The 15,266-nt window shown below is 58.9% G+C and carries 12 protein-coding genes; 2 read left to right on the top strand and 10 right to left on the bottom strand.

Annotation, left to right across the window (positions count from 1 at the left end; all coding sequences use genetic code 11):
• A partial coding sequence (locus tag DCC24_RS12410; protein WP_233242880.1) for a hypothetical protein occupies window positions 1-230 on the top strand: 230 nt, incomplete at its 5' end.
• A 241-nt stretch (window positions 231-471) separates the two neighbouring features.
• On the opposite strand, the gene glgB is transcribed toward DCC24_RS12410, so the two are convergent.
• The 8 genes from glgB to cysS form a co-directional block, all read right to left on the bottom strand.
• Entirely contained in the window at window positions 472-2,718 is a 2,247-nt protein-coding gene (gene glgB, locus DCC24_RS10725) for a 1,4-alpha-glucan branching protein GlgB (RefSeq protein WP_110099904.1), read from the bottom strand.
• Window positions 2,715-4,823, bottom strand: coding sequence for an alpha-1,4-glucan--maltose-1-phosphate maltosyltransferase (locus DCC24_RS10720; protein WP_110099903.1), 2,109 nt, complete (start codon window positions 4,821-4,823; stop codon window positions 2,715-2,717). The genes glgB and DCC24_RS10720 overlap by 4 nt, the downstream gene beginning before the upstream one ends.
• Window positions 4,824-4,902: 79 nt before the next feature.
• On the bottom strand, window positions 4,903-5,694 hold the full coding sequence (locus DCC24_RS10715; RefSeq protein ID WP_110099902.1) for an ABC transporter ATP-binding protein: 792 nt from the start codon (window positions 5,692-5,694) through the stop codon (window positions 4,903-4,905).
• Window positions 5,687-6,664 carry an ABC transporter permease gene (locus DCC24_RS10710; RefSeq protein WP_110099901.1) on the bottom strand — a complete coding sequence of 326 codons (978 nt, stop codon included), beginning with the start codon at window positions 6,662-6,664 and terminating at the stop codon, window positions 5,687-5,689. Before DCC24_RS10710 ends, DCC24_RS10715 begins: the two co-directional genes overlap by 8 nt.
• A gap of 99 nt (window positions 6,665-6,763) precedes the next feature.
• Window positions 6,764-7,765 (bottom strand): ABC transporter substrate-binding protein, encoded by a 1,002-nt coding sequence (locus DCC24_RS10705; RefSeq protein ID WP_110099900.1) that lies wholly within the window; start codon window positions 7,763-7,765, stop codon window positions 6,764-6,766.
• A gap of 81 nt (window positions 7,766-7,846) precedes the next feature.
• The gene (gene glgX / locus DCC24_RS10700; protein ID WP_233242881.1) at window positions 7,847-9,967 is read right to left on the bottom strand and encodes a glycogen debranching protein GlgX; all 2,121 of its coding nucleotides are present in this window, start codon (window positions 9,965-9,967) and stop codon (window positions 7,847-7,849) included.
• An 8-nt stretch (window positions 9,968-9,975) separates the two neighbouring features.
• On the bottom strand, window positions 9,976-10,899 hold the full coding sequence (rlmB, locus tag DCC24_RS10695) for a 23S rRNA (guanosine(2251)-2'-O)-methyltransferase RlmB (protein WP_110099898.1): 924 nt from the start codon (window positions 10,897-10,899) through the stop codon (window positions 9,976-9,978).
• The gene (cysS, locus tag DCC24_RS10690; protein ID WP_110099897.1) at window positions 10,896-12,344 is read right to left on the bottom strand and encodes a cysteine--tRNA ligase; all 1,449 of its coding nucleotides are present in this window, start codon (window positions 12,342-12,344) and stop codon (window positions 10,896-10,898) included. The genes rlmB and cysS overlap by 4 nt, the downstream gene beginning before the upstream one ends.
• A 183-nt stretch (window positions 12,345-12,527) precedes the next feature.
• On the opposite strand from cysS, the gene DCC24_RS10685 reads away from it, so the two are divergent.
• Window positions 12,528-13,070, top strand: coding sequence for a hypothetical protein (locus tag DCC24_RS10685; protein WP_110099896.1), 543 nt, complete (start codon window positions 12,528-12,530; stop codon window positions 13,068-13,070).
• Window positions 13,071-13,196: 126 nt separating this feature from the next.
• On the opposite strand, the gene DCC24_RS10680 is transcribed toward DCC24_RS10685, so the two are convergent.
• Together DCC24_RS10680 and DCC24_RS10675 are read right to left on the bottom strand one after the other, a co-directional pair.
• Window positions 13,197-13,877 (bottom strand): response regulator transcription factor, encoded by a 681-nt coding sequence (locus tag DCC24_RS10680; protein ID WP_110099895.1) that lies wholly within the window; start codon window positions 13,875-13,877, stop codon window positions 13,197-13,199.
• On the bottom strand, window positions 13,874-15,007 hold the full coding sequence (locus DCC24_RS10675; protein WP_110099909.1) for a cell wall metabolism sensor histidine kinase WalK: 1,134 nt from the start codon (window positions 15,005-15,007) through the stop codon (window positions 13,874-13,876). The genes DCC24_RS10680 and DCC24_RS10675 overlap by 4 nt, the downstream gene beginning before the upstream one ends.
• Between the last annotated feature and the right edge of the window lie 259 nt (window positions 15,008-15,266).

Below are 15,266 nucleotides of genomic sequence, written 5' to 3'. Positions count from 1 at the left end.
CAACAAAAATGAAGTCACGCCCCAGAAAGAACGATCAAAAGGCAGGCCGGAAAAACCCACCACTGGCCAAACCACAACCCCAAAACCAACGAGGCAAAAAAGAGGCCATGGCAACCAAACAAAAAAAATTTGGCATCAACAAACTTGGCACACTATCGAGTTATCAAACAACCGTTCACTTTCGAACTTTAGCGAATTTTTATCGTTTCCGTCCGAAGCAACTTTACTAATATATGCTCGCCACTCTCAGCTTGTCAACTTGATACGTCGTGATCTACATCACAAGCGCTCTGGTGCGAGCTAATATTAGGTTTTTTGTGGATGATGATCCGGTTCGTATCCCGTTCTCATCTGTGCCGACCGATCTTCGTTTCCGAACATCTCCCGGGCACGAGTGACAACATTACACGCTTTTTGCGTGAGTGCAAAATCGGGGTGAACTCCTTGTACTTCCCCGCGATGTCAAGGGTTTTAGCGCGGTGAGAGGTACAGGGTCGTCAATGTGGGAATAGTGATCTGCGCTTCATTCTTAGAGGGGTTTTCTGCGTTTGGGCGCGTGGTGACCTGTCCCAGGTTCCCTCCTCCGTATCCACCGTATTCAACGGCGTTGGAGTTGAAGATTTCGTGCCAGACTCCGGGTACCGGCAACTCGACGGTGTGGTCTCGGTGCTCAATGCCGGAGAAGTTGGTCAAGCACAATACCGGGTGCTGGTTACGGTCCCAGCGCAGGAACGCCACCAGGTTTTTCTCTGCGGCGTGCGCGTCGATCCACCAGAACCCTTCCGGATCATCGTCGAGTTCCCACAGTGCCGGGGTCTTACGGTAGAGCTGATTGAGGTCGGCGATTTCGTTCATCACACCACGGTGGCTGAGATTTTCGATCAGCCTCCAGTTCAACCCGGCATGTTCGGACCATTCACGGTCGGTGGCAAATTCTCCACCCATGAACAATAGCTTCTTGCCGGGATGGGCCCACATGAAACCGTAGTAGGCGCGCAGTGTGGCCAGTTGTTGTTCTCGGGTTCCAGGGAACTTGTTGACCAGGGCGCCTTTGCCATGCACGACTTCGTCATGGGAAAGTGGCAAGATGTATTTCTCCGAGTAGGCATAAACCATCGAGAAGGTGATCTCGTTGTGGTGCCAGCTACGGTTAACCGGGTCTTCGGCAAGGTAGTTGAGGGTATCGTGCATCCACCCCATATTCCATTTCTTACCGAAACCGAGTCCGTCCCAGGAGGTCGGGGCTGTCACTCCGGTGAAGGCGGTCGACTCTTCGGCGACCATGACAATGCCGGGATTGCGCTGGTAAGCCAACTCGTTGGCCCGCTGTAGTAACGAAATCGCTTCGAGGTTGTAGTTACCACCGTAAACATTGGGGACCCATTCACCATCATTGCGCGAATAGTCGCGGTAGAGCATGGAGGCAACGGCGTCGACGCGCAGACCGTCGACGTGGAATTCTTCGAGCCAGTACAAGGCGTTAGAAATCAGGAAGTTGCGGACTTCTTGACGTCCGAAATCAAAAACCTTGGTCCCCCAATCGGGGTGCTCACCTAACCGCGGGTCCTCGTATTCGTACAGTGGTGCCCCGTCGAATTGGGCCAGTGCCCACTGATCTTTGGGGAAATGGGCTGGTACCCAGTCGACCAGGACTCCGATTCCGGCTCCGTGGAGTCGATCGACCAGGTATTTGAAGTCATCGGGAGTGCCGTAGCGTGACGTGGGGGCATAGTATCCGGAGACCTGATATCCCCAGGACCCACCGAAGGGGTGCTCGGCCAGGGGCATGAATTCCACATGGGTGAAGCCGTGGATGGTCACGTAGTCAACGAGTTGATCCGCCAGGGTGCGGTAGCTGACTTTGGTCTGCTCGTGCATGACTTCTGGGGACCAGGACCCGGCGTGAACCTCGTAGATCGAGATGGGACCGTTGTGGACATTATGGGTTGCCCGGTGAGTTATCCAGTCCTGGTCGGTAAAGGTGTAGGCCTTCGGGTGATTCGGATCGAACACCCGCGATGCGGTGGCCGGGGGGACTTCCGTCCAGCGGGCCATCGGGTCGGCTTTGTCGACCCACTGACCATGAGCGCCCAGGATCTGGAACTTGTAGTGGGCGCCGTGACCGACTTCGGGCATCAGTAATTCCCAGATCCCGGATTCTCCGAGGCTGCGCATGGCGTGGAGTCGGCCGTCCCAGTGGTTGAAGTCGCCGATCAACCGCACCGCGCGGGCGTTGGGGGCCCACACGGTGAAGGAGGTGCCACCGGTTTCGGGGTGAATCCTGGCTCCGAGAATCCGCCAGAGATCTTCCACCCCGTGCTCGGAGTGGAAAGCTGCGAGATCCTCGTTCGACACGGTCGGCCAGTGGCGGTAGGGATCGTCGATCTCGAACTGGTCATGTTCGTCATCGGTGTAGCTAATCACCAGACGATAGCCGGGAATATCTTTGGGGTCCTCATGAGCGATGGCTCCGACCCAAATCCCGTCGAACTCATGCACCAGATCAATGCGGTCCCCCTCCTCGGTGACCGCGGTGACCGAGCGAGCAAAGGGGCGCAACACGCGGATGGTGAGTACCCCGGGTACCGCGTGGGCGCCCAGCACTTGGTGTGGCTGGTGGTAGCGGGCTTCCGAGACCAGTTGCAGGATCTCAGCCGGCACCTCGAGTGGGGCCGGGCCGGTACGACGTTCGGAGGGGTTGAGTGGTTGGTGGGTCACGACTGTTCTTCCTCAGGGGGCAACACGGTGAGAATGTGCGCCACGTGAATTCCGGGGTCCAGCCGGATGTAGTTCTGATCGGACCAGGTCCAGACCGCGTCGGTGATCAGGTCCTTGACCTGAAACTCCCCGGTTGCGGGCAACTGCAGGGCCGCACGGTCCAGGGTGATGGTGGCTTCTTGAACATGTTCCGGGTCGGTGGTCAGCACGACAATCACCCGGTCGATGCTGTCGCTGTGTTCCGGCCCGAGACTGTCGGTGACCAGGTCTCGATCGCGGTGGATGCCTGCCGGGGTAGCGTTGCGCACCTTGGAGTAGACCAAAATGTTCGGGGTATCAGCGGAGTGCAACTGCAGGTTCTGCAGCTGCCCTAGTGCTGGGTGGGTGGCGCGAATGGCGTTAAGGTGTCGCAGATAGGGTGCCAGCGAGTTTCCGGCGGCTTCGGCACCGCGAAAATCCCGGGGACGGTACTGATATTTTTCGTTGTCGATGTATTCTTCCGCGCCCGGACGCGGGACGTGTTCGAAGAGTTCAAACCCGGAGTACACGCCCCACAACGGACTGGCAGTAGCGGCCAGGGTGGCCCGGATAGCAAAGGCCGAGCGTAGCCCGGACTGCAAGAACTCGGTCAGGATATCCGGGGTGTTGACGAAGAAGTTGGGGCGGTAGAACGCCGGGGTGTCGTGGGAGATTTCGTGCAGGTACCCGGCAATCTCGTCGCGGGAATTACGCCAGGTGAAGTACCCATAGGACTGCTGGAATCCGATCTTTCCTAGCGCGTGCATCATGGCCGGACGGGTGAAGGCTTCGGCCAGGAAAACCGTCTCGGGGTGGTCCTCCCGGACCGTGGCGATCAGCCACTCCCAGAACCACAACGGCTTGGTGTGGGGGTTATCGACGCGGAAAATCTTCACCCCGAGCTTGATCCAGTGCAACACCACCCGGTGGATCTCTTCAGCAAGGCCCTGCGGGTCGTGATCGAAGTTCAGCGGGTAGATGTCCTGATATTTTTTCGGCGGATTCTCCGCGTAGGCGATCGTGCCATCCAGCCGGGTGGTAAACCATTCGGGGTGTTCTTCCACCCACGGGTGGTCAGGAGAACATTGCAGGGCCAGATCCAACGCGATTTCCAGCTGGTGTTTACGGGCGGTTTTGACGAACCGTTTGAAGTCTTTCTTCTTCCCCAAATCAGGGTGGATTGCATCGTGGCCGCCCTGCGGGCTTCCGATGGCCCACGGGGAACCGGGGTCATGTTCACCGGCGGTGAGGGTATTATTGGGACCTTTGCGATGGGTGGTGCCAATCGGGTGAATCGGTGGCAAATACACCACTGTGAACCCCATCTCGGCTACCTCGGCCAACCGCTTTTCGGCGGTGGCGAAACTTCCGGATACCCAATGTCCAGTGTCTTCGTCGATATAGGCCCCCTCCGAGCGGGGGAAGAATTCGTACCAGCTCCCCTGACCGGCGGCCAGGCGTTGCACCTCTAGCGGATACCCGCCGGTGGTTCCCACGAACGAACGCAGCGGCTGATCTTCCAACACCTGCTGAAGTTCGGCCGTGTTGATCTGTTCCAGTCGTTGTTGTGGGCTCAGCGAAGAATCCCGCAACACGGTGACAGCGTCGGCGAACAGCTCGCAAGCCTGCGGAGTAAACTTCTGGCGTTCGGGGCGGGACCGTTGGACGCGTTCAAACAGGTGCACGCCCTCGTCCAACATCAGTTGCACGTCAACCCCGGCATCAACCTTGATCACCGCGGCCCGGTACCAGGTCAAAAAGTCATCGGCGTAGGACTCGATCGCGAAGGTGTGCCGTCCGAGTGCGGAGGGCCGGATCCTGGCGTGCCACCGGTCAGTTCCCGGGGCGCCGGGATGCATTCTGACCCGCTGGACTTCGTTCCCCTCCGGATCCAGCAACACCACGGTGACGCCCAAGGAGTCGTGGCCTTCCCGGAAAACGGTGGCGCTGACTGGGATATCTTCTCCCAGCACGGCAGTTGCCGGGTAACGCCCCTGATCGACCACCGGGCTGACATCGATGACGGGGATCCGGGTTACGCTCGGGATCACGCTCTCGGCGGTGGGATTGACCTGGTGGGGAATCATCACGGTCTCTACGCTACCGTGGGTCTGCACCACGGGGCCAGAGTTGCCGGATGAATCGTTGCCAATCAGGCCTGGATGCCTAATCCAGCAGGGTTTTATCGTCCAGGACGGCACCTTTGATGCTGGCGAATTTCTCCAGTAAGTCAGCAACGCTCAACTGGGATTTCTCCTCACCAGAAACATCAAAGATGATCTCTCCGTCATGCATCATGATGAGCCGGTTGCCGACCTGTAGCGCCTGGGACATATTGTGGGTGACCATCAACGTGGTGAGTTGCTGTTCTTCGACGACCTTGGCGGTCAGCTCGGTGATCAGCTGGGCCCGTTGCGGGTCCAAGGCTGCGGTGTGCTCATCGAGGAGCATCACCTGCGGATGTGAGAAGGTCGCCATCAACAGGCTCAAGGCCTGACGTTGGCCTCCTGACAACAACCCGACCTTAGTTTTCAACCGGTGTTCTAGTCCCAGTTCCAGCACCGTCAGCTCACGGGCGAATAACTCGCGCTGCTCGCGACGGACCGCCATTGCCAACCCGCGGGTGCGCCCGCGCTTGGCTGCTACGGCCATATTTTGTTCAATGGTCAGATCCGGCGCGGTTCCGGCCAGCGGGTCCTGGAACACCCGCCCGACCAGGGCAGCACGCCGGTGATCTTTAGTACGGGTCAAGTCCTGACCGTCGATCAACACCGAACCGGTGTCGGGCATCAGCTTGCCGGCGATCACGTTTAACAGGGTGGATTTACCGGCACCGTTCGACCCGATCACGGTGGCAAAATCGCCGTCGTTCAGGGTCAGGTTAATGCTCTTCAGCGCCCGGCGCTCGTTAAGCGTGCCGGGGAAGAAGGTTTTGGAGATATTGGTGAGCTCAAGCACGATGACCCTCCTGGGATGTGGCCCGCGGTGCGGTCCCCGCAGTATGTTCGCTGGGCAGGTATTCAGGCATGGGTTGGACCGGACCCAAGGGATCTGCGTTAATCTCGCGCTTGCGTCGTAGTCTCCGCACGATCTTGAGCTTGGGCAACAGCAGCGCTGCGATGACGATCAGTGCCGAAATCAGGCGCATGTCGTTGGGGTTCAGCCCCAGCTCGAGAGCCCCTTGGATCGCCAGGCGATAAAGGATCGACCCGACGACCACCGCGGTGGTGGCGATGAACACGTTGCGTTGACCAAACAGCGCCTGTCCGAGGATCACCGAGGCCAGCCCCACCAGGATCAGCCCGATACCCATCGAGATATCAGCCGATCCCTGTGACTGGGCGACCACGGCGCCACACAGGCCCACCAGGCCGTTGGAGACAGCCAGACCGATGATCTTCATGGTGTCGGTAGAGACCCCGAAACTACGCACCATCGATTCATTATTACCAGTGGCTTGCAACGCCAGACCGAGGTCCGTGGACAAGAACCAGTCCAGAATCAGCTTGATCGCCAACACCACGACCAGCAGGATCAATATCGACACCCAAGTACGGGCGTAGGGGCCCATCCAGGTGAAGATCGTCTCGGTACCCAACAGTGGCACGTTGGCCTGGTTACCCATGATGCGCAGGTTGATTGAATACAACCCGAGCATGGTTAAAATTCCCGCCAAGAGCGGGTTGATGCCACCTTTGGTGTGCAACAGACCGGTGATGATCCCGGCCAGCGCCCCCACCACGAAGGCCGCCAACATGGCCAGCAACGGGTTGCTGCCCCCATGGACCATCATCATCGCTGCCGTGGCGGCACCGGTGGTAAAGGATTGGTCCACCGTCAGATCTGGGAAATCCAGGATCCTAAAGGTCAGATACACACCCAACGCGAGCAACGCGTAGATCAGCCCGAGTTCAATACCCACCAGCATCTCGGTATCGGTTCCTTTTCGACTTGTCTTTGTCTTGTCCGTTATGTTGTTCTGTGTTTCGTTGATTCTCGAGCGGGCCTGTTGTCTGGCCGCGTTACCTTATTCGGTGTCGTCGCCGACGGTGACGGCCTCGTCGAGGGTCTCTTGCGGGAATTCCAGGCCCATCCGCTCGGCCGCGCCGGGGTTGACAGTCATTTCCATGGTGTCCGGCTCGGCACGGATGACGGCCATCTCTGCCGGGTCGGCACCGTTTTCCAGAATCTCGACGGCCATCTCACCGAGCTGTTGCCCCTGCGCATGGTAGTCGATACCAAAGGTGCCCACCGCACCGCGCTCGACCGAATCAGGTTCGCCGGCAAAGACTGGGATCTGGTGGTCTTCTCCGTAACCGATCACGGTTTCTAGGGTGGAGACAATCACGTTATCGGTCGGGACCCAGATGGCGTCCACATCCGAGAAGGTGTTCACCGCTTGCTGGACCTCGGAGGAGTTCGTCACGGTGGACTCTTCGATCTCGAAGTCGAGTTCTTCGGCGGCCTGACGAGCCAAGCGCACCTGGACCTCGGAGTTACTCTCCGCTGAGGAGTAGGGGATACCGATGGTGGTGGCATCGGGCATTACGTCACGGATCATCTGGAACTGGTCTTCGACCGGGTTCAGATCGGAGACTCCGGTGACGTTTCCACCGGGGGCTTCCCAGTCTTCCACCAGGTTGGCATCCACCGGGTCGGTGACAGCACCGAAGAGGATCGGACGATCGGTGATCGCCGACGCTACACCAATAGCCGAGGGGGTTGCCACGGCCACGATCAGATCCAGGTCGCTATTATTGGCGAAGTTCCCGGAGATGGAGTTCACCGTGGACTGGTCTCCGGCGGCATTTTGCTCATCGTAGTCAACCTCGAGTCCGGCTTCCTCCAGGGCCTCTTTGAAGCCTTCCCTGGTAGCATCCAGAGAAGGGTGAGCCACGTACTGGGAGATCCCGACCTGGTAGGACCCGCCGTCGCCTCCCCCGGAACCGTTATCGCCGCATCCAGATAGTGCCAGGCTGGCCATCACCGCGGTCGCGGATACTGCCAGTAGGTCTCGAGTGTGTTTCATGAGCTCTCCAGTGATCGGTGAGTTGAGTGATACAGTCACCGCTGCACGTGCAGTGACCCAGATTACTTTACACCTCAGAAGCTAGGACTCGTGCCGTTGGACGGAATACATCGACACAGAAAACGGGGCGATGGTGTCGGTCTCACCGGGATAGATTAGTCCACCTTGCCGCGGACGGTCCGGCACGTTGGTGGTCAGCTCACGGACAAAAGGCAGACCCGAGGCGACCGGGATAACGTGTTCCTCGTCTCCGTCGGCAACCTCTGTAGCCAACTCGGCCAGATCGGGGATTCGGAACTGTTCGGATTCCAGCCCCCCATTGAAGACCACGAGACCGTCGACACTACCTTCGGGGGCGGAGAGCAACATTTGCAAGAAACGCTCTTGCGGGGATTCCCACTCGACCGCGCTCATTGGCCGGCCTTCGCCGTTGAACCACAGCATGTTCGACTGCGAGGGGTAAGTGTAGGGCTGGCCGGCCATGAAGTTGCGCCGAATGGTCAGCAACAGGCGCACCGTATCGTGAAGATCTTTACCTTCGGGTGTGTCCAACAGCGACCAGTCGGTCCAGGAGATCTCATTATCTTGACAGTAGGCGTTGTTATTTCCGCCTTGGCTACGTCCGATTTCGTCCCCAGCAGTAATCATCGGGACCCCCAGCGACAAGGCCAGGGTCGCCAACACGTTGCGCTGGGTTTGCATCCGGGCTTGGGAAACCGACGGCAAATCGCTGGGACCTTCCACCCCGTGGTTATAGGACCGGTTGTTATCGGTTCCATCTCGGTTATCTTCGCCGTTGGCCTCATTGTGTTTGTGGTCGTAGCTGACCACATCGGCCAGCGTGAATCCATCGTGGGCGGTGACGAAATTGACCGAGGCCAGCGGCGAGCGCCCGGATTCGGCAAAGATGTTCTGCGAGCCGGCCAGTACATCGGCGAACCGTCCCAGGGTACTGGGTTGTTCCCCGCGCACCAGTGCGCGCCGGCCGAGCACCCAGAATTCACGGACGATATCGCGATAGTGGTCATTCCAGTCGCAAAATCCGGGCGGGAATTGCCCGGTCCGCCATCCTCCCATGCCGACATCCCACGGCTCGGTGATCATCTTGACTTTGGACAGCACCGGATCCTGGGTGATGGCCACCAACAGCGGGTGGGTTGGCGAGAAGGTGTTTTCCTCGTCACGAGCCAGGGTGGTCGCCAGATCAAAACGGAAGCCGTCGACCCCGAAATCACTAGCCCAGGTGCGTAGCGAGTCCAGCGTCATCCGCACCACGGCGGGATTGGAAAAGTCCAGCGCATTACCACAACCGGTGGTGTCGTCGTAGTGCTCACCGGTGGGGTCCCACCGGTAGTACGCACGATCGCCCAACCCGCGCCAGCACAGCACCGGGCCACCTTGGCCTTCTTCAGCGGTGTGGTTATAGACCACGTCCAGGATGACCTCCAGCCCGGCCTGGTGCAACAGCTTGACCATGCCCTTGAACTCGGTGGCCACCGCCGCTGGGCCTTGAGCCTGGGATTCTGCTGTGGCGTAGCGGGGGTGCGGGGAGAAGTAGTTGATGGTGTTGTAGCCCCAGTAGTTATCCAGCCCCTTATCGACCAGGTGATTCTCGGAGACACAGTGGTGGACGGGCAACAGCTCGATCGTGGTGATGCCCAGATCTTTTAGGTAGTCAATCATCACCGGGTGAGCCATGCCGGCATAGGTGCCACGCAGGTGCTCGGGGATGTGCGGGTGTAGCTTGGTCTGACCCGCCACATGGGCCTCATAGATGACGGTGTCACGCATTGGTACCTGGGGGCGGGTCACTCCGTCCCAGTCAAAGGAACTGTGCATGGCCACCGACCACCAATAGCCTTCCCGCTCGGTCACCGCAGCAGCGTAGGGGTCAAGCAGGATGGCCTCGAGGATGTCTTCATCGGCGGTGGCGCGATCGATGATGGCATACATCGCCCCGTCATGCAGATCCGGGATCACCCCGTGGTGCACGCCACCGCTCAATCCCGGCAACTGGACGCGAGTGAGATCCTCCAGGCCGGGAGTGTGGTCCAGCGGTAGCCCGGCGGAGGTGAAGACCACATCAGCGGCCTGCAACCCGGGCGCGTAGACGGCAAAGTTCTGCAACCAGCGGTCGGGAACTTGTTCTAAGGACTCGGACAGCCCCCACGGGTTGGGCCGTGAGGGATAGGTGGATGTCATCGTTTCAGTCATGCACGACCGTTTCGTTGGCGGGAAATTTCATACAGGCTCACGCCCACAGCCACCGAGGCATTAAGTGACTCGGTGGACTCAACAATCGGAATCGAGACAATTTGATCACAAGTATCTGCAACCAGTCGAGACAGTCCTTTTCCTTCGGAACCGACGACCACGCACAGAGGTTCCGTGGCGAGAGGAAGCCCCGGCAGGGTTTGGTTACCGTGGCCATCCAGCCCGATCACAAACATGCCGGCCTTCTGATATTCAACGAGCATGGTCGGCAAATTCACGACCTGGGAGACCGGGAGCCGAGCAGCGGCACCGGCAGACGTCTTCCAGGCGGTGGCGGTCATGCCCACCGAGCGACGGGCGGGCACCACCACGGTGTCGACCCCAAATGCAGCAGCAGAGCGGACCATCGCACCCAGGTTGCGGGGGTCGGTGATGGAGTCCAGAGCCACGATCAATGGCGGCTCGTGCCGGTAGCCACGGTTCCAATCCGCCATCAGCTGCAGGCCCAATTCCGTGGCGTCCTGGTACTTATAGGGCGGAATGTGCAGAGCAATCCCTTGGTGTTTGGCGTCCCGGGTCATCCGGTCCAGCTCGGGCATGGTGGCTTCTAGCACCGGAAGACCTCGATCGGCGGCGAGTTTCAAGGCCTCACGGATCCGTTCGTCCATGGTCACGCCGGTGGCCACATACAATCCAGTGGCTGGAATCTCGGTGCGCAGGGCTTCCACGACCGGGTTGCGTCCGGCCACCGCATCGTGTTTGGTTTTCGGCGCCTTCGTGGGTCGTTTTTTCTTGGGTTTATAGTTTTTGTGCCAGGTGCGATCCTCGGCTTTGGGAGTGGGACCTTTCCCTTCTAGACGGCGCCGTCCTTGACCACCACTACCCTTCGTGGGGCCTTTTTTCTTGCGGGGGTTGCTCATGGTCTCGATGTCCTTTCTGCCAGGTGCCACTCGGCGCCCGAAGGCGTGTCCTCGATGGTAATCCCGGCAGCGGCTAGCGTGTCGCGAATGGTATCGGCGGTAGCCCAATCTTTATCCGCGCGCGCCTGGGCCCGAGCGTCAAGCTGCGCCTGAATTACCGCATCCAGCACCTGGTTGTTTCCGGCCACGTCATCGTTTTCTGGGACATCATCCAGCCCGAGGACGCTAACCATCGTATTGACCTGATCCAGCGCTTGGGCCGCAGCGACAGAATCTCCGGTATCCAGAGCAATATTACCGGCACGCACGGTGGCGTGCAGAGCAGCCAACGCCTGCGGGACATTCAAGTCATCTTCCATAGCCGCCCGGAATTCCGGGGCCACCTGGCGCTCGCCGGTGGCCTCCACGGTACGGGTTGCCCGTGCTTGGAAGGACTCAATGCGTTCCACGGCTGCCTGGGCCTCTTGTAATGAGGAGTCTTGATAATCCAGTTGCGACCGATAGTGGGCCTGACCCAAGAAGTAGCGCACCGCGGTTGGGCGGGCCGAGGCCAACATTTGTTCGGGGGTGACAATATTGCCGATCGATTTCGACATTTTCTCCCCGTTGATCGTCACCAGCCCGTTGTGCAACCAGTATCGAGCGAACCCATCTCCGGCAGCCGTTGATTGGGCCAGTTCGTTTTCATGGTGGGGGAACCGCAGATCGAGGCCACCACCGTGAATATCGAACTGGGCGCCCAGATACTTGGTCGACATCGCCGAGCATTCCAGATGCCACCCTGGCCGGCCCCGACCCCAGGGTGAGTTCCAACCGGCGGTCTCGGGGTCTTTCGGGTCGGCGGCTTTCCATAGCGCAAAATCGCGGGGGTCCTTTTTCCCGCGCGGATCGGCATCGGCTGCATCCTGCATTTGATCGATGGACTGGCGAGTCAACGATCCGTACTCGGCCCATGAGGCCACCTCGAAGTACACGTCAGCTGAGCCGTCCAGGGCCGGATAAGCGTGTCCAGCCTCAATCAGCCGCTCAATGAGCACGATCATTTCCGGAATATGACCGGTCGCGCGTGGTTCATAGCTGACCGGACGCACCCCAACGCTCGTGTAGGCCTCGTGGAAGGCCCGTTCGAAACGGTAGGCCAGCACATACCATGGATCTTCGGACGGATACAGCGAATCGGGCTGAAAGTCTTCCCCATAGGAAGCCGCTGAGCGGTCGAGAATCTTGTCATCGATGTCGGTCACGTTACGCACCGAGATGACGTCGAAACCGCTGTACTCCATCCAGCGAATCAGGATGTCGAAAACAATAGCGGAGCGGATATGACCGACGTGTGGTTTGCCCTGCACGGTGGCACCACAGTAGTACAGCGAGACTTTACCGGGAACCAGAGGTTCAAAGTCGCGGATCTGTGCGGTCTTGGAGTCATAAAATCGTTGTGCCACGCGTACAGAGTCTACCGGGTCGACTTGCTGAACCCTAAGCTGGCATCGGCTGAATGTCGTCGGGTGCTCGGCTAGGCCCCGATGAGGGGATGCCATACAGAAGCATTCGCTAGCTTTTTACGGTAACCTCGGGGTTGAGTTATTTTGACTTTTTCATCGCACCTTTATTGAGGAGAAACCACCGTGAAGGGTTCTATTATCCGTCGCGCGACCGGAGTGGGATTGGTTGTCGCGGCCGCTTTCGGTACCAGCGGTTGCATGTTTATCAACGACCAGGCCACCACCATGGATTATGCGCCGTCCGACGGCGTCCAAGTCGAAGTCTCCGATATGGCGATCCGCAACCTGGCTCTGGTTTCTGATGAGCCCAATGGGGCCGGTCGCTTCATTGGTAGCCTGGATAACCGGTCGGATGCAGAGGCCACGGTCACTATTAAGGTCGGGTCTGACTCGGCCACGTGGACTGTTCCCGCCGGCGAACGGATTGCTCTGGAAGACGATGAGAACGCTGTGGTCATCGACAACACCACGGGTGCGCCCGGCGAGATGGTGGACTCTGAGGTCGAGAGCATGGGCGATTCAGCAGACCTTCAGGTCAGCGTGCTGGATGGCACTCTGCAAGAGTACCGGCAGTTCGTGCCGCAAGAAGACTTTGATCCGGAAGAAAACGTGGAACACCTGCAGGATTACGAAGGCCCCTACTCCGAGGACTACGAAGGGCACTAGCCCGCCTACCCCAGCGCGATCCGGGCCGTCCTACCGGCACACCACAACGGCGGTGGAACTGATCTTCACGATGCAGTCCCACCGCCGTTGTGGTGAGGAAAAGAAAACGCGACGAGAAGACGAGAACTAGAGCTCGAATTTATAGCCCAGACCACGCACCGTGACTAGATAGCGCGGTTCGGCAGGATCTGGTTCGATCTTGGTACGCAACCGCTTGACATGCACATCCAAGGTCTTGGAGTCACCGGCATAATCGGGGCCCCATACCCTATCGATCAGTTGCCCGCGAGTCAGCACGCGCCCGGAGTTGCGCAACAGCATCTCGAGGAGTTCGAATTCCTTCAGCGGCATCGCAATATTTTCACCGTCGACCGATACCACGTGCCGTTCAACGTCCATGCGCACATTGCCCGCTTCGATAATCGAGGCTTCGGTGTCTTCTGGTTCAGACTGGCGACGCAGTACCGCACGTACCCGGGCGACAAGCTCACGCGATGAATACGGCTTGGTGACGTAATCATCGGCGCCAAGTTCCAGGCCCACGACCTTGTCAATCTCGGAGTCCTTCGCAGTGAGCATGATGACAGGAACCGTCGAGTTCTGCCGAATCTGACGGATGACTTCGGTACCTGACTGTCCCGGCAACATCAGATCCAGCAATACCAGGTCAGCACCGTGGCGTTCGAACTCCTCAACCGCCTCATTCCCATCCTCAACGACGGTGGTTTCAAACCCTTCTCGTTCTAAAAGGTAGGACAGTGGATCGCTAATGGAAGGTTCGTCTTCCACCACGAGAATACGGCTCATGGCCGCTCTCCTTTCCCACCGTGATCGGTGGTGGTTTTCGTGTCATCTTTGTCAATAATATCCACAGTGTCAGGGTCGACAAGCGGAAGTCGGATCGTAAATGTCGATCCATGCCCCACGCGCGACCATACCGAAACTTCACCACCGTGGTTAGCAATCACGTGTTTTACAATACTCAGGCCCAGACCCGTTCCGCCGGTTCCTCGAGAACGGGCGCTATCGACGCGATAAAAACGCTCAAAGATGCGTTCTTGTTCGTCGACATCGATGCCCGGTCCCTGGTCCGTCACCGAGATTTGGACCAGGCCCTTAGCGATCTTGACGCCGATGCCCACCGTAGTGTCATCGGGTGAGTAGCTCACCGCGTTATCGATCAGGTTACGGATCGCTGTCATGAGCTGGTCAGCATCGCCGAAGACCATCGCATCGGCCATCTGCGCTGTCTTGAGCGTAATATTTTTCCGTTCAGCTTCCGTACGCACCCGATCCATCGCTTCACGGACCAGTCCAGGAATACGCACAGGTTCGGCCGTATCGACGTGGTCTTTACCCTGCAGGCGCGAGAGTTCGATAATGTCTTGCACCAAGGCACCCAAGCGCATTGATTCCACCGACAAACGATCGGCAAACCGTCGCACCGCCAGCGGGTCATCGGCTGCGTCATCGATCGCTTCGGCCAGCAACCGGATCGCGCCCACCGGGGTTTTCAATTCGTGGGAGACGTTGGCAACGAAATCATGACGGATCGCTTCGGTCCGAGAAACCTGTGAACGATCTTCGGCCAAGAGCAAAATGTATTCGTCACTCAATGGCGCCACCCGCAACTGGACCATCCAGGCGCCTTCTCCCAGCGGTCCACGCGGCAGTTCAAAGCGCTGGTCGATAATTGCACCATCAGCACGGACACGTCTGGTCAATTCGATCAGCTTGTGTTGGGCCAGCCGGTGGCCCCGAACCAGACCGAATGCATAGGCCGATGGATTAGCTCGCACTACACCGTCAACAGCGTCCACGACCGCATAAGCGCGCCCCACCACAGCCAAAACTTCAGCTGCGCCGGTGGGGATCGAGGGCTCGTCGACCTCGTAGTGGATCGCGTGGCGCTGTTCGGATGCTCTCAACGCCCACATGGCCAAAACACCCAGCACAACACCAGCTAATCCGCAGATGATGCCAATAACTACCGGGTCGTTCACACCTCAACACAGTACCGAATTTTTGGGCTTGCGTACGGAGAAAAACGCCTCTGGTCCACCGGAAGTTTTAAAGCCACCTATCGTGCACACCAAGCTAGTTTGTGTTTAAATGACGTTAACTTCAGTACGAGATGGTGGGACGTGGCCGCGCGCCTGCGGCCGGCTACTGTGCTGTTCTCCGTGCTCTGACTGC

The sequence above is a fragment of the Auritidibacter sp. NML100628 genome (assembly GCF_003185985.1).
GTDB classification, from domain to species: domain Bacteria; phylum Actinomycetota; class Actinomycetes; order Actinomycetales; family Micrococcaceae; genus Auritidibacter; species Auritidibacter ignavus.
The sequence above is the reverse complement of the archived record's forward strand: the minus strand, read 5'-3'. Positions and strand labels throughout refer to the sequence as shown.